Annotated in this window: 14 protein-coding genes and 2 pseudogenes; 7 read left to right on the top strand and 9 right to left on the bottom strand. The window is 59.2% G+C overall.

Going from position 1 to position 15,098, the window contains the following annotated elements; all coding sequences use genetic code 11:
* Window positions 1-558: 558 nt before the first annotated feature.
* The 8 genes and pseudogenes from JWS10_RS02950 to JWS10_RS02915 form a co-directional block, all read right to left on the bottom strand.
* Window positions 559-1,191, bottom strand: a pseudogene (locus tag JWS10_RS02950) (tyrosine-type recombinase/integrase).
* Window positions 1,192-1,577: 386 nt separating this feature from the next.
* On the bottom strand, window positions 1,578-2,297 hold the full coding sequence (locus JWS10_RS02945) for a hypothetical protein (RefSeq protein WP_299504605.1): 720 nt from the start codon (window positions 2,295-2,297) through the stop codon (window positions 1,578-1,580).
* Window positions 2,276-2,431 (bottom strand): hypothetical protein, encoded by a 156-nt coding sequence (locus JWS10_RS02940; protein ID WP_299504603.1) that lies wholly within the window; start codon window positions 2,429-2,431, stop codon window positions 2,276-2,278. The genes JWS10_RS02945 and JWS10_RS02940 overlap by 22 nt, the downstream gene beginning before the upstream one ends.
* A 30-nt stretch (window positions 2,432-2,461) precedes the next feature.
* Window positions 2,462-3,292, bottom strand: a complete 831-nt coding sequence (locus JWS10_RS02935) for a tripartite tricarboxylate transporter permease (RefSeq protein ID WP_299504602.1) — start codon at window positions 3,290-3,292, stop codon at window positions 2,462-2,464.
* A gap of 22 nt (window positions 3,293-3,314) precedes the next feature.
* On the bottom strand, window positions 3,315-3,758 hold the full coding sequence (locus tag JWS10_RS02930) for a tripartite tricarboxylate transporter permease (protein ID WP_299504600.1): 444 nt from the start codon (window positions 3,756-3,758) through the stop codon (window positions 3,315-3,317).
* Complete coding sequence (locus tag JWS10_RS02925) at window positions 3,740-4,246, bottom strand: tripartite tricarboxylate transporter TctB family protein (RefSeq protein WP_299504597.1); 507 nt, start codon at window positions 4,244-4,246, stop codon at window positions 3,740-3,742. Before JWS10_RS02925 ends, JWS10_RS02930 begins: the two co-directional genes overlap by 19 nt.
* Window positions 4,194-5,087 (bottom strand): annotated as a pseudogene (locus JWS10_RS02920) (tripartite tricarboxylate transporter substrate-binding protein); the annotation flags it as partial. The pseudogene JWS10_RS02920 and the gene JWS10_RS02925, both read right to left, overlap by 53 nt.
* Window positions 5,088-5,174: 87 nt before the next feature.
* Window positions 5,175-6,380, bottom strand: coding sequence for a CoA transferase (locus JWS10_RS02915; protein ID WP_299504594.1), 1,206 nt, complete (start codon window positions 6,378-6,380; stop codon window positions 5,175-5,177).
* On the opposite strand from JWS10_RS02915, the gene JWS10_RS02910 reads away from it, so the two are divergent.
* A complete protein-coding gene (locus JWS10_RS02910) occupies window positions 6,360-6,941 on the top strand; it encodes an RraA family protein (RefSeq protein ID WP_366943508.1) in 582 nt (193 codons plus the stop codon). The genes JWS10_RS02915 and JWS10_RS02910 overlap by 21 nt on opposite strands.
* 422 nt (window positions 6,942-7,363) lie before the next feature.
* Window positions 7,364-7,606 carry a glutaredoxin domain-containing protein gene (locus tag JWS10_RS02905; protein WP_299504589.1) on the top strand — a complete coding sequence of 81 codons (243 nt, stop codon included), beginning with the start codon at window positions 7,364-7,366 and terminating at the stop codon, window positions 7,604-7,606.
* Window positions 7,607-7,648: 42 nt separating this feature from the next.
* Here the strand turns inward: JWS10_RS02905 and JWS10_RS02900 are convergent, their stop codons facing one another.
* Window positions 7,649-8,971 carry a PLP-dependent aminotransferase family protein gene (locus JWS10_RS02900; protein ID WP_299504586.1) on the bottom strand — a complete coding sequence of 441 codons (1,323 nt, stop codon included), beginning with the start codon at window positions 8,969-8,971 and terminating at the stop codon, window positions 7,649-7,651.
* Window positions 8,972-9,169: 198 nt separating this feature from the next.
* Here JWS10_RS02900 and JWS10_RS02895 point away from each other — a divergent pair, with 198 nt between their 5' ends.
* The 5 genes from JWS10_RS02895 to JWS10_RS02875 form a co-directional block, all read left to right on the top strand.
* Window positions 9,170-10,663 carry an extracellular solute-binding protein gene (locus JWS10_RS02895; protein WP_299504584.1) on the top strand — a complete coding sequence of 498 codons (1,494 nt, stop codon included), beginning with the start codon at window positions 9,170-9,172 and terminating at the stop codon, window positions 10,661-10,663.
* Window positions 10,664-10,756: 93 nt separating this feature from the next.
* The gene (locus JWS10_RS02890) at window positions 10,757-11,737 is read left to right on the top strand and encodes a carbohydrate ABC transporter permease (RefSeq protein WP_299504582.1); all 981 of its coding nucleotides are present in this window, start codon (window positions 10,757-10,759) and stop codon (window positions 11,735-11,737) included.
* Window positions 11,734-12,579 carry a carbohydrate ABC transporter permease gene (locus JWS10_RS02885; protein ID WP_299504580.1) on the top strand — a complete coding sequence of 282 codons (846 nt, stop codon included), beginning with the start codon at window positions 11,734-11,736 and terminating at the stop codon, window positions 12,577-12,579. The genes JWS10_RS02890 and JWS10_RS02885 overlap by 4 nt, the downstream gene beginning before the upstream one ends.
* Before the next feature lie 12 nt (window positions 12,580-12,591).
* On the top strand, window positions 12,592-13,752 hold the full coding sequence (locus JWS10_RS02880) for an ABC transporter ATP-binding protein (RefSeq protein ID WP_299504578.1): 1,161 nt from the start codon (window positions 12,592-12,594) through the stop codon (window positions 13,750-13,752).
* Window positions 13,753-13,760: 8 nt separating this feature from the next.
* Window positions 13,761-15,098, top strand: a 1,338-nt coding sequence (locus tag JWS10_RS02875) for an FGGY-family carbohydrate kinase (protein WP_299504575.1), incomplete at its 3' end; no start/stop codon positions are given.

Raw genomic sequence — 15,098 nt, 5'->3', positions numbered from 1 at the left:
CAAGCATAATCTCAGCAGCAACCAGCGGTCAACAGATTAAGAGATGCGGTGGATGAGGGTTGGTCGTCCCATGGACGTCGAGGTATTGAACGCCTGCGTGACCGAGACGAACGAGCAGCACCGTCGATATGCAGTTCGACCAGACGCGCGAAGTGATCGCCGACCACAAGGTGGCAAGCCCATCCCGGTCCAGCATTGCGACGGTGGTTGCGGTGTGCGCGGCCTGTCGCGCTAAGTCCATGCTTTGAAGCTCCGTCCTCATCTGCGTTCCGACAAATTCTCCCGCTGTGTGGTTCCGTAAGGATCGTGGTGCTAACGACCAGCACCGCTTGCTTTAGCGCGGAAGTCGACGGCCAAAGACGGGGTGCTCGGGCGTCAGGCGAAGCGGCTGCCCAAGGCCCGGGCACCGCTTGTCAAGCCGACAAGCATTTACAATGTGAATTTTTGCTGCGTCAGTCCCAAGTGTCCGCTCGGGTTAAATAGATGCGTGGCAGCAGAACTCACTTCCACCGGCGGCTATGGGCCGACCGGCGCAACGCACGCCGATCGGCGGGGTTGTTAAAGATCGATCCCTTCAGACAAGGACATCGCATCGTCCAGGTCGACTCCAAGATAGCGAACAGTGCTGTCCATCTTGGTATGCCCGAGCAAAAGTTAAACAGCGCGCAGGTTGCCTGTCTTCTTGTAAATCTGAGCAACCTTGGTTCGTCGCGTTGAGTGGGTGCCATAGGCGGTCGGTTCAAGACCGATTGAGACAACCCAGTCGCGCATGATCCGCGCATACTGCCGTGTCGATAAGTGCGGGCTAGCATGGACACGGCTGGGCCAAAGATATTCGCAACCGGTCATTTCTGGATCTTTGATCCAACGCTCTACCGACAGACGCGTGGTTTCGGTGATCTCGAAGCGGACAGGTTTGCGTGTCTTGCTTTGCGTCACCGAGGCGCGTTCCTTGACGCGGCCTGCGGCGTAAACATCGTTGACCTTCAGGCAGACCAGATCGCAGCCTCGGAGCTTACAATCGATAGCCATGTTGAACAACGCGAGATCTCGCTTGTTGTCCGCCATTTCCAGCCGCACGCGGATCGACCAGACATGTTTGGGCAACAGCGGGCGTTTCTGGCCGACGATGCGGCCCTTGTTCCAAGGCGCAGGTGTGGGGCGAAGGGTGGGAAGGATTTCGATGGGCATAGCTTCTCTCCTGCCCGCCAAACCCACCACGTCTTCGGCTATGCCGACAGGACAGCGTAACATCGACCGCCGTTTCTGTGCTCATCAATCGTATCGGGCGGGGAGCCGACGGATGCAGGCGCGGCAGGTAGATCGCAGCACTCTGGCAAGCGGTCGTTCACGAGCGGAGCAGCAATCGCCTGGCGGATCGGTAGTTGCGACCGCTGAACTGGGAGTCGTTGTAAATATGGCCGTCAGAATGAGCATCTGATTCGAACAATGTCGGATGGCGTGACTAACTCAGGCCACGCGAAACCGACTCCGGACGGCTTTAAGCGACCCGCCTTTGCGCACAGCGCCCGGCACCGGATGACCGACCACACGCTCGGCAAGTTCCGATGCCGCGATTAGCGCATCAAGATCAAGGCCGGTGGCAATGCCCATTCTTCGCACATGAAGGCGAAATCCTCTGTGCATAGATTGCCAGCGGCGCCCTTGTGTGCAGCAAATGGGCAGCCACCGATACCCCCAATTGAAGTGTCGAAATCCGCAACCCCCATCATCAGCCCAGCATAGGCATTGGCGATGGCCATGCCACGGGTATCATGCAGATGCAGGGTCAGCGACTGGTCGGGGTATGCCTCGCGGATGGTGCCCATGGTGCGCGTGATCTGGCCGAGGGTGGCCCAGCCCATCGTGTCGGAGAGGCCGATGTTGTCCAGCACGACACCGGATTCGTTGGCCAGATCAAACACCTCGGCGATGGTGGCCATCAGCTGAGCCGTCGTGATCTCGCCCTGAAAGTTGCAACCGAGAGCGGCGCTGATGCCGCCGCTGGTGACTGGCACGCCATTTGCGCGGAACATCGCAATCATCGCCCGCCGCGTCTCGCGTCGCTTTTCGGGCGTGGAATTCTGATTGCGCGCAAGGAAGGCGGGCGACGCGCAGAGGTTAATGCTGCCTTCGATCTTAAGCCGTCCCGTCGCGATTGCACGGGTCAGCCTGTGTTCGTTCAGGCAAAGGCCCGTGTAATGCACACCGGCTTGCAGCGTGATACCGGCGACGACAGCCTCGGCATCCGCCCATTGTGGGACACGTCTGGGGCTTACGAACGACACGACTTGCATCTCGGCCAGCCCCGTTGGGGAAGCGCGTCGATCAGCGCGATCTTGTCGGCAGTTGGGATCACATTGGTTTCAATCTGAATACCCTCACGCGGGCCGTCTTCGTTGATTGTCACGCGGGTCGGAAGGTCGCTCATAGTAGTCTCCTATATTGAGTGCGGCCGCACCTACCCCTTGTTTGTCGTTCGCAAAGCATGGCCTTTGGCGCGCAGGTGCATGGCCATTGGAACAATTAGGAGCACCGCTGAAAGCGCCAGAAGCGCACCTGACAGCGGCTGGGTGAGGAAGGTGGAAAAGTCACCATGCGACAGCGTCAACGCTCGGCGGAACGATTGTTCGGCCATCGGCCCGAGTATCATCCCGATCACCACAGGTGCCGTCGGAAAATCGAACAGACGCATCACTAGTCCCATGACCCCCAGCGCCAGCAGCATCGCCACATCGGCAAGTGATTGACTGATGCCATAGGTGCCGACCAGCGCGAAGACGAGAATGGCAGGGTAAAGATAGTGCGTTGGCAGTTTCAGCACACGCACCCACACGCCTATCATTGGCAGGTTCAACGCCAGTAGCATGACGTTGCCGATGTAAAGGCTCGCGATCAGACCCCAGACCAAATCCGGGCTCGATTGGAACAGCAGCGGGCCGGGGTTGAGACCATAGCTTTGGAAGGCCGACAGCATGATAAGCGACCCGCGCAGCCACGGTTTCCACGACCGCGCCCAATCCTGTCGGTTCATCCACAGCGAACCTTCAATCGGAAGGATTTTATTGACGCCGGAAAAGTGGCGACACGCCATGAACATCGTCTCTCCCACGGCGAACAGGCCCACGGTGACGAGGATCACGTCAATCCCATCCAACAGCGATACTGCGCCGAACGTCAGCCGCATTTGCCCGGTCTGACTGTCCAAGCCGACGAGGCCCAGCCAGGAACCGATGAACAAGGCGAGCACCCCGCGCAGCACCGAATTTCCCAGCACCGCCGTGATCGCCACGAAGGTCAGCCATCAACGAAAATTAGTCGGAGGGACCAAGTTTCAGGGCGACCTTCATCAACTGCGTGCCAATAGCGTAATGCCGATCAACCCAACTCGTTCCAGCTACGAATGATCCGATCGCTGCGGTGGCCAAAGGCGTGCCGCCCCGCCCGCGCCTGGCCATTTTGTGCCCCTCCAATGCTGTTACGATGCAGCCCGACTCGCCCGGCGTGTTCAGCAGGATCGACGTGGTTGAACCGCCATACATCGCACCAAACACGATACCGCCGAACAGGATGAAAATGCTCTCAACGCCGACATGATACGTCAGTGGCAGCAGCAGAGCGATGGTCAGCCCTGGCCCCAATCCCGGCAAAGCGCCGATCAGCGTGCCAAGTGTCACCCCGAGCGCTGACCAGCCAAGGTTCTCCAACGTAAGCGCCACCGCAAAGCCGTGCCACAGGTCTAAAAAGGAACTACCCACTCCAACGCCCTTTCCGGCAAACCCTCACCGATCTGCAAACCGAGGACGATCGAGAACAAAAGGTACGTGACACTGCCCGCCAGAAGGCCGAACAGCGCCGATTTCAACCACAGACCGCGCACAAAAGCGCGGACTGCAACGGTAAACAGGATGGTGGCCGACAGAATGAAGCTACCCGTAGCGGCAAGGCTTGCCAGCGTCAGCGCGTAGGCCAGCATAACCCAGCCAAAAGCCTTCAAATCAGCCGGAGGTTCGGCCGGGTCGTTGGCGTTGCACGCCCATCCCTCGCGCATCGCCTGCATCGTCAGCATCAGCCCGCAGACGGTTATGCCCACACCGATTAACCAAGGAAACGCTGCACTGCCGACTTGCCCGGAAATCGGGGTTTCGGGGATGACTGCCGCCTGCCACAGGGCCACCGCGCCCGAGTTCGGACAGCAACGTGCCGATCCGTTTGGATTCTTCGGCAACAAAAGCCCCAAATTCATCGCCTTGCAGGTAAATGCCGGTCCAGTTGCGCGCGGTTAATTCGGCCGCCCAAAGGTCGGACTTCACCATGGCGTCGATGATGCCGCTCAGCTTTGCGCGATCTTCAGTCGATATGCCAGGAGCAGCAAAGACACCGCGCCAATTTACAACATCGACATCAAGACCTTGCTCGCGCAGCGTCGGAATATCGACACCCGCGACCCGTTCAGGCGCTGTCAGCCCCAGAATACGCATCCCACCCGAGGCTGCATGTTCGGAAAATTCACTGAGGCCGGACACGCCTGCCGTGGCTTGTCCGCCCAGCACGGCTGCCTGAATTTCGCCGCCTGACGGGTATCCGACATAGGTGACATCCGAAGGTGAAACGCCCGCTGCCTTAGCGAGCAGCGCACAGACCAGATGGTCAGTGCCACCAGCAGAGCCACCGACCCAAGATACGGATTGCGGGTTGGCTTTAAAATCCGCGATCAGCTGATCTAGCGTCTGGTAAGGCGAATTCGCCGGGACGGCCACCGCCTCATATTCCCCGGTCAGCCGTGCGATTGGGGTCACCATCGACAGATCGACAGGCGATTTGTTGGAAATGATGTTGGTTACCATCACCAAACCGCCGATCATCACCGCCGACGCATCGCCCTGCGACTGGTTGACGAACGTTGCAAGCCCAACCGTGCCACCAGCCCCGGCGACATTCTGCACCCGCGCGCCGCCGATCAGTCCGGCCTCGCGCAGCACCTTGTCGATGGTGCGTCCGGTAATGTCCCAGCCGCCGCCCGGTCCGCTTGGGATCAGTATTTTCAACTGATCTACCGCCTGCGCCCAACTGGGCAAAGCGATCATCGACAATGCCGAGCCACAGGCTGCGAGCCTTAAGAAATTCCGACGTTCCATGGTTTCCTCCCTTGGATTTACGTTATGTCGTCGCGCCTATTCCGCGACGCGTTTCTGACGGCGGGCAAGATCGGCAAGGATCTCGTCCCGCTGTGCATCAAGATGGGGTGGTGGCCGGTCAACCTTGGGCGACTTGCCATCCACCTGAAAACCACCGCGCAGGATCGACAGCGGCCGACCCGAAGGCACTGGCATATCGTCGAATTGCTGCACGAAATCCCGCGCCGCGATATGCGGATGCGACAAAGCCTGTGGCACGCTGAGCACGGGCCCAGCTGGCACGCTGGCGGCGGCAAAGATCGTGTCCCACTCCGCAGTGCCGCGTGTGGCAAGCGTATGCTCAATCTCAGCTTTCAGCTCGGCGCGATTGGTTAGGCGGTCCCGGCGCAGGGCAAAGCGCGCATCGCTAATCGGATCATCGCGCTTGATGGCGTGGCACAGCGCTTCGTACTGTTGCTGCTTGTTGGCCGCGATGTTGATCATCCCGTCAGCCGTGCGGAAGGTGCCCGAAGGGCTTGCAGCGGTATTGTCATTGCCAAAGCGGGACGGATCCTTCCCCGCGATCAGATAATTCGAGGCGGCCCAGGCCAGTGCGCTCATCGTGGATTCCATCAATGAGACGTCCAAACGGGCCCCCTCACCGGTTTGCTCGCGCCGTGCCAAAGCCGCTGCAATCGCATAGGCGCCGTGCAGGCCGCCCAGAATATCGCAAATCGGGAAGCCTGCGCGCAACGGCCCGCTTTCCGGCGTGCCGGTGATATCCATCACACCCCAAAAGCCCTGAATGATCTGGTCATAGGCCGGGCGCTGGCTGAGGGGACCTGTCGCGCCGAAGCCGGTGATGGCGCAATAGACGATCCCCGGGCGCAGCGTCTGCAGCACATCGTAGCCGAAACCAAGCCGCGTCATCACGCCCGGGCGGTAGTTTTCTAGCACAACATCCGCCGTTGCCACCAGATCGGACAGGATGGCGCGATCGTTCTTGTCTTTGAGGTTCAGAACAATCGAAGACTTCCCCGCATTCTGCGCCAGAAAAGATGCACCCATACGCTGTTGGCCAAGATCAGCATCCGCTCCGAACAATCGCGCAAGATCGCCGTCCTCGGGTGCTTCAACTTTGATGACCTCTGCCCCCATCAATGCAAGCTGATAGCCACAGAACGGCCCTGCCAACATCGAGGACAGATCAACGATCCGGTATCCGGCCAGCAAACCGTCAGAGTGAGAAGTCGCATTCGTCACGAGCCATTCCTTCTTGTGATACTGGAAACTAACAGCTGCGTCGGGTTGACGCCGTTTTACACCGGTCTTCGCATGGTCGGCCCCGCCCTGACCGTGCAGACCCGCGCGGGCGACAATCTCGCCATTCATCAGGCGCTAGAGATTGCCCAGCCGGGCGATATCATTGTGGTGGATGGGGGAGGCGACACAAGCCGCGCGCTTGTGGGTGAAATCATGAAAGCGATTGCAGAGTCGCGAGGCGTGGCAGGATTTGTTATCGACGGGGCGATCCGAGATGTCGATGCCTTCCGCCAGTCGGATTTCCCCTGCTTTGCGCGCGGTAGCATCCATCGGGGGCCGTACAAGGACGGACCGGGGAAGTTTGGTACGCCAGTTTCAATTGGAAGCACCCTCATCACACCTGGTGATATTGCGGTCGGAGATGCCGATGGCGTTGTGGCCTTCAGTCCACTAATCGCGACAGAACTCCTGAGCGCCGCCACCGAGCGTCTGGCACAGGAGGCTGTGATCATGGAACTTATCTCCAACGGTAATTACGACGGAAGATACGCCAAGGCATAATGGGGCGGCTCAGATGTCAGTTTGTGCCGGCGACGACAATCATGCGACTCGATCCAGACCGCCTCGCGCGGACCATACGGCGCACATGATGAAATCCGCCCCGCTGCCACCGGCCAGACACCCGACCTGCGTAATCTTGAGAACGCGCTGCTTGATTAAGAACCCACATCAGCGCAGCCGGCACACCGACTTTTTCAACAGAAAGGGCCGAAAGCAAGTGTGTTCTATTCGTAGCAAAGGGCGGAAAGCAGTCTTAACCCCGATCAACAACCTGAGCGACCGCGTCGCGCTTGAACTCGTTCGTAAACCGATCTTGTTTACCCATCTTACGTCTCTCCTTGCTTCCAAAATTACCAAGCAAGGCGTCTACAAATCTAGGGGCTATTCAACCGCAACAGCCCCCTTGTTCAAGGTCATACAGCTTGAAGCTTTACGTCTACGATCACTGTCCGTTCTGCGTGAAGGCGCGCATGATATTCGAGCTGAAAAGCATTCCCTTCGAACTGGTCATCATGCTGAACGACGATGAAGCCACGCCGACGCGGATGATCGGCAAGAAATGGCTCCGATGCTCGAGCGCGATGGCCGTTATATCCCGGACTGCATGGGATTTGTCGGATATGTCAGGTGCCCGAGTTAAAGAGCATCCAGCGGGAGCGTTCTAGTTTCGTCCAGTGCACCTATTCCCGACTTGCACCACGGACCTGCTAGCCTGCCAAACTGCTGGGGCGGGGTTGGGTTGCGATCAGGGTGTGCAGTTTCTGGCAGGCTACTTCCAGATGATCAAAGGTCTGGGCTGCGCCAAGGACCAGCCTAACCGCATGTGGGACTGATTGCCTGCCAACGACAAAACTGTGGGAAGGGGCAATGAGAACGCCATGTCCTGCTGCCGCTTCCACAAAATCTTCGGCACGCCACGGTTCTGGCAGCGTCAGCCAGACATGCGGGCTGCTAGGGTTGGTCGCGGCACCACTCAACAGCGAATGAGCGTTGAAAAGAGCCACGCGTCGCAGATTCTCGACCCGCTGCCATTCAAGCATCGCCTCAATCTGGCCGCTGAGCATCAGGCGCATCGCCAGCTCGGTTGCGATGGGTGTTGCGACACCGGTGGACATCGCGACGCCGAGCTGGGTTTTGCCGGCATCCGCGATAGGTGAGACCAGACAGCCAACCTTCATACCGGGGCCGACAATGCGCCCGAGGCTGGTAATGAAATGGGTTCTTTCGGGTGCTATCGTGAAGATCGGCGCAACGGTATCGGTGGCAAGCGTGCCGTAGATATCGCTTTCGATGATCGGTAGGTCAAACTTTCGCGCCACTTCGACCAGCGCAATCCGGCGTTCCAGTGAGAGTGTTACGTTGGTTGGGTTATGGTTGCGGGTAGTGCAAAACACGGCGGCCACTTCTTGGGTGCGGCACAGATGATCCAGCGCATCGGGCAACAGGCCATGGTCGTCACAGGCAATAGCCAACAGGCGGCGGTTTAGAAAGCTTGCCACTGCCTTCATGCGGGGATCTGTGAGCACCTCGGTGGCAATCGCTTGACCCTCATGCGTTACCGTCGAGAGCGCGGCCATGACAGCGTGTTGACCGCCGTTGGTCAGCACGACCTGATCCGCTCCGGCTTGAATCTTTGCTGACCGCCCCAGCCATTCCGCCATCGCTGCCCGGTGCTGAGGCAGGCCCGCAGTGGGCGCGTTGCCCAGAATCCGGTTGGGGTCAAGGTCCGCGAGAATAGCCTTGAGCACCTTGCGGAGCGGATCATTGATTGCGGGCACCGGGACGCGGTAGGTTGCAAGGTCAATCTCGTCTTGCAGCGAAGACGCATCGGGGCGGGTGTCGCGCCGCTCTGACACATAGGTGCCGCGCCCGACATGACTGGTAACAAAGCCTTGCGCCTCTAACTCGGTATAGGCGCGGCTGACAGTGGCAACGGCGACCTTCAGATCGTGGGCAAGATCGCGTTGTGGCGGAAGCTTTTGACCCGGAAGGAATTTTCGCGCGGAAATATCTTCGATCACCGCTTCCATGATGGTGCGGTACCCTAGCCTTCCAGCGAATTGTCTCAGACGGTCCAGCATTATCTGTGTCAATGTTTCTATTGTTATAGGTCAATGTAACGGCTAACGTCATTTTTGAACTAGGTCAATCTGTGTTTCATTTGGAGGAATGTAGCAGATCAGATCAGGCGAACAGCGGGAGTGACCGCACTTTGGGAGGAGGATCAAATGATTAAATTGACGAGACGTCCGGGTGTCGAGGACTTCGCGCTGGACAGACTTTCGAGCATGGATACCGGGGGCCTCATCTCGAGGCGTGAACTTTTGAAGCGTAGCACGGCCTTCGGGGCCGTGGCGACTTTGGGGACTTTTTCCGGCGTTCTGAGCGCCACCGCGCAGGCGGAAGGCAAGGTCACTGTCGGCTTGGACAGTGGGGCTTTCACGCCGATCCTAGAGACTTTCGCGCCGGAGTTCAAAGCGGCCACTGGGATCGAGGTGACGTTCGCCTCGTATCCGCTGGGCAATATGTATGACCAGAACCTGCTGGCATTGCAGCAAACCGAAGCCCGCTTCGACGCGTTTGACTTCTGGCCGAATTTTACTGGCGATTTCGGGCCGTTCCTTACGCCGCTGGAAGAGGTCGGCACGCTGGCCGAACTGAACTTCGATGACATTGCTAAGCCTTTCCAGTTGCTTAATCACTACGATGGCAAGTTGGTTGGCGTGATGATTGACGGCGATATGTTCGTTGATACCTACCGCACTGATCTGTTTGAAGACGCCGCAGAGATGGCGGCGTTCAAAACCAAATACGGCTATGACCTTGCTGCTCCGAAGACCTACGAGCAGTACCGCGACACGGCAGAGTTCTTCACGCGTCCTGACAAGAACCTTTACGGCGCTGTTGAGGTGACGAATTACTTCGTCTATGCCTTCTTCATCAACCAACTGGTGCAGCTTGGAGCCGAGAAGGGCGAGCGTTACGGCCAGTTGTTTGATGATCAGATGAAGCCCACGCTGGTCACACCGACCGCGATCGAGGCACTGCGCCGCTACAAGGAAATCTCGGCGTTCATGCCTGCTGACCTTGCGGCGTCGATGCCGTGGGATGTTGGACGGCAAGCGTTCTTTGATGGCCGGATCGCGCAGGCCAACTGGTGGACGGATATGCCGAAGGGCGCTTCGGATGCCTCGATCTCTAAGGTTGCCGAAAAGATCAAATGCACCCGAAGTTTTGGCGAAGTCACCGTGCTGCCTTATGGCCGTGCGATGGGCATCGCCAAGAACTCGAAGAATCCCAAGGGCGCTTTTGCGGCGATCGCTTGGTTGCAGCAATCGGCCAACGCGAACCGCTGGGTTGCGGAAACCTTTGCGCAATCGCTAATGGACCCTTGGCGTATGAGCATGTTCAACGATCCGAAATCGACCTTCCCGTTGCAGTCGGCGTCGGGCTTCGCTGATAACTTTGCGGCAGCTTGCAAGGATACGTTGTCGAACCCGAAGTGCTATCTGGATATCTCGATCCCCGGCACCAACCGCTACCTCGGTTCGATCATTCAGCACGTTCAGCGCGCCATCACTGGCGAGGCCACGCCGGAGGAGGCGTTGCAGGCGATGACCGTCGAGTTTGAGGAAACGACCGAGACTTACGGTCGCGACCGTCAGATCGCGCATCACAACGAGTATCGTGACCGCATGATCGCGAACGGCTACTGGTCTTGATCTGACGCTACAGACGGCAGGGGCCTTGTGCTCCTGCCGCTCACGGCCGCCGCTATGTCGCGCGGCAAAGCCCATCTTTCACAAAGGCTAGTCATGGCTTCTCCAGTCACGATCCGGGTCAGCTCCCGGCCAAAGGACTCTGCTGCGACCGTCCGCCACAATCGTGCGGAACGTCGCGCCACGCTAATGCTGTTGGGGCCAGCCCTGACATTCCTCGGGCTGTTGTCGATCTGGCCATTCGCCTATCTGCTCTATGCGTCGTTCACCTCGTATCAGCTGGCGATCCCGATCCCGACCGAATGGGTTGGCCTTGGCAACTTCCGCCGCATCTTTGCGAGCAGCCGTTTCTGGTCGAGCCTGTCGATCACCCTTATTTTCGCGCTGGTCGCCGTCCCATTGCAAATAGCACTTGGCATGGGTCTGGCACTGTTGCTGAACGGCCTTTCCCGAGGGCGTGAGATTTACGCCTCGCTGTTCCTGATCCCGATGATGCTTGCGCCGATTGTGGTGGGCTTTGCGTGGAACCTGTTCCTGAACCCGATTTATGGCCCGCTGAACGCGCTGTTGCGCGGAATGGGATTTCAACCGCCCGCCTGGGCGCAATCGCCCGACTGGGCACTTCCGACCATCGTTCTGGTGGATATCTGGCAATGGACCCCCTTCGTTATGGTCGTGCTGCTGGCCGGTCTGCGCTCTATCCCGAACCGGATATTTGAAGCGGCACGGGTTGATGGCTCTAACCGCTGGCAGACCTTCGTGCATATCGTGCTGCCGATGCTGATCCCCTACATGACCGTCGCTTTCGTGTTGCGCTTCATCGACAGCTTCAAGGTGTTCGACGTGGTCTACATTCTGACCAAGGGCGGCCCCGGCACCAGCACACAGAACCTCGCCTATTACACCTACGACATGGGCTTTGGCCGCTTCGACTTTGGACTAGCCGGGGCGTTGAGTATCGTCCAATTGGTGCTGCTGACCGTCGGGACCATGTCGATCCTCGCAATGGTACGTAGGCGAGGCCGAGCCACTGGTTCTGAACTTCCACCCGTGAAAATCGAAAGGGTCGCCGCATGACCGCCTTTTCCCCAAAGCTTTCGCCTGGCGAGCGGCTAAGCACGATCCTGCGCCATATCGCGATGACATTGCTTTTGCTGCTGTTCCTCGCCCCGCTGATCTGGCTGCTGATCACCGCGTTCAAGCCTTACACCGAGCTGTTCATCAGCCCGCCGACGATCTTGCCCGCTGACGCCACTTTGGAGAACTTCTCGAAAGGCTGGGCGATTGGCGGCGGCAAGGGCATCACCGACAGCCTGATTGTCTCGTCAATCTCGACCGCGTTCTGCTTGATCCTCGGCTATCCGGCGGCCTATGCGCTGGCCCGCCGCTTCCCGCCGCATGGCCAACTGAGTTTCACCATCCTGTCGCTGCGGATGATGCCGCCCATCGTGCCGGTGATTGGCTTCTACCTAATGTTCCAGAAGTTTTCCTTGTTTGACACCTATTCCGGCCTGATCCTCATCTACACTTTTATGAACCTGCCGCTGGTGATCTGGCTTCTCTCCGAGTTTCTCCGCCAGATACCCAAAAGCTATGAAGAGGCTGCAAGGATCGACGGTGCCCCTTGGTATCGCCTGTTCTGGGACATCCTTTTGCCCCTCTCCAAGCCCGGGATTCTGACCGCTGGCATCCTGTCGATGATCTTCGCTTGGAACGAGTTCCTCTTCGCCCTCGTCCTGACCGGTGAAAAGGTCATCACCCTGCCCAAGGCGCTCGCCAGCTTCTTTCTGTTCCAGCAACCGAATTGGGGCCAGCTTGGCGCCATCGGTATCGTCGCGATTGGCCCCCTGCTGATCATTTCCTTCTACATGCAGCGCGCGCTGATCCGCAGCTTTTCCGTCGAACTCGGCGGCCGATAAGGAGTACTCGTCATGGCGTCAGTCACCCTGACCAATCTTGTGAAGTCCTACGGCGGTGTCGTCCATGCGGTGCGTGACGTCAGCTTTGCCATTGAGGATGGTGAGTTTTTCGGCCTGCTCGGGCCATCGGGGTCGGGCAAAACCTCGGTCCTGCGGATGCTGGCGGGGCTTGAGCAACCCACCTCTGGCTCAATCCTGTTCGATGGCGTTCCGGTCGAGGATAAGACACCGCAGCAGCGCAACATTGCGATGGTGTTCGAGCAGAACGCACTTTACCCGCATATGACGGCGCGGCAAAACATCTCGTATCCGTTGAAGATTGCAGGGATGCCCAAGCCGCAGATCGCGGCGGCGGTTGAAGATGTGGCGCAGATGCTCAACATCGCGCATCTGATCGACCGGCGTGCCTCGCAAATGTCAGGGGGGCAGCAGCAGCGCGTCGCCATTGCCCGTGCCTTGGTGCGCCGCCCGAACCTTTTGTGTCTGGACGAGCCGATTGCCCACCTCGACACGCTGCTGCGCGCCCGCCTGAGGGGAGAGTTGAAGCGCCTGCAACGCTCGCTTGGGACCACCTCGGTGATCGTGACCCACGATCCCATCGAAGCGATGACGATGACCGACCGGCTGGCGTTGATGCGCGAGGGCCAGTTGCAGCAGGTTGGCACACCTGATGAAATCCACAACAAGCCCGTCAATGCCTTCGTGGCGCAGTTCTTTGGCCTGCATTCGATGAACCTGTTCCCGATCGACCATGTGAGCGATGGGGCTGCGCTTAGCGGGCAATTTGGCGGCGAGACTGTGACCCTGCCCGCAATTGTGCGCGATATGATCAGCCGTGACGCCCGACTTCTGGTCGGCGCGCGCCCCAGCGGCGTCGATGTGCGCCGCGCAGGTGCAGGCGATGCGCCCGAAGGGATGCGGGTGAGTGGCAAGGTTTATGTATCTGAACAGTTGGGCGACGCGCTTTTGGTGACGGTGCAGATCGGCAGCGGCACGGTGCAAGCTCTCGTTCCGCATGACCGAGATTTCGCCATTGATGAACCTGTTGACGTGGTGATCGATGCCAACGCGATGTTCTTCTTTGACCCCGACACACAAGAGACCCGGCGGTTTGCCAGCCGCCTAGCTGTTCCCACTGCCGCGCTCGTCCAAGCCGCAGCGCTTTCGGTCTGAGGCTGGACATGACCACAGACGCCACCTCAGATCGGACCGCAGAAGGCAGTTTTGTCATCGGCATCGACAAAGGCACTTCGGTCATCAAGGCCGTGGTCTTTGACGCTGCGGGCCGATCCTGTGGCCAAGGCCAGCGTCGTGTCGAGGTTTTGCACCTGCATCCCGGTTGGCATGAGGAAGACCCCGAAACCACATGGTCGCTGTGTGCCGCAGCAATCCGCGACGCCATTGCCGCTGCTGATGTGGCAGCACAGGCGATCAAAGGTATCGGCATCGCCGGTCACATGGGCGGCGCTTGGGTGCTGGATGCGGACGGCAAACCATTGAGGAACGCGATCTGCTGGCCTGATGCGCGTGCGCAAGCCCAACAAATGGCGCTGGAAGAAGCGGGCACTCTGGCGGAGATTTTTGATATTTCTGGCAACAGTCTGATGCCGGGTATCACGGTGATGCTGCTGGCTTGGCTGTCGCGGCATGAGCCCGCAGTTACGGCCCAAGCGTCCGTCGTTTTTTGTGCAAAAGACTATCTGCGGTTCCGCTTAACTGGAGAAATTGCGACCGATCCCTCCGATGTGTCCTTTGTGCCCGGCGACATTAACGCGCGCCGCCATTCACCGGACGTTCTACGTCTGTGCGGCGCTGCTGAGTGGGTCGGCAAGTTGCCTAGCATTTTGGAATCTGGCGATGTGGCGGGCTTTGTGTCGGCTAACGCGGCGGCGGAAACCGGTCTTGCCGTCGGCACTCCGGTCGTTGTTGGCCTTGGCGATGCGCCGGCGAATGCGCTTGGCGTCGGCTGCATTCGGCCCGGTCAATCGGTAACGGTGCTGGGGACAAGTTGCCTGAACAGCCGGGTTCTTGCCGGACCGGACCGCGCGCCGGAAGGTCTTGGCTTTCTATTCGCCATGCCCTTCACGCGCTATTTGCGGATATTGCCCAACACGTCTGGCACCATAACGATGGATTGGTTTCTTGACCGGTTTGGCGGGCCAAAACAGCCCGATGGCGCGTGGGATTTCGAGGCGATGGAGGCCAGCGCCAAGGCGATACCGCGCGGCGCTGGTGGCGTGGTCATGCTTCCTTACGTCAACGGCAGCGGCGTGCTGGCGCCGTTCTTTGACGCCCAAGCGCGCGGCGTGTTCTTCGGGATGGGCAGCCACACCACGCGCGAGCACTTGCTGCGCGCCGTCTATGAGGCGATGTGCTATGCAACTCGCGACTGCTTTGCCGCGATGCAGGGCGAGGCGACGAGCCTGATCCTAACCGGAGGCGGCAGCCGCAGCCCGTTCTGGGCGCAGATGTTCGCCGATGTGTGCGGCCTGCCCATAGAGGTGTCAGAGGCGCAGGAA

The organism is Cypionkella sp., from assembly GCF_028290025.1.
Taxonomy (GTDB): Bacteria; Pseudomonadota; Alphaproteobacteria; order Rhodobacterales; family Rhodobacteraceae; genus Cypionkella.
This window is presented reverse-complemented; position numbering and strand designations above follow the sequence as displayed.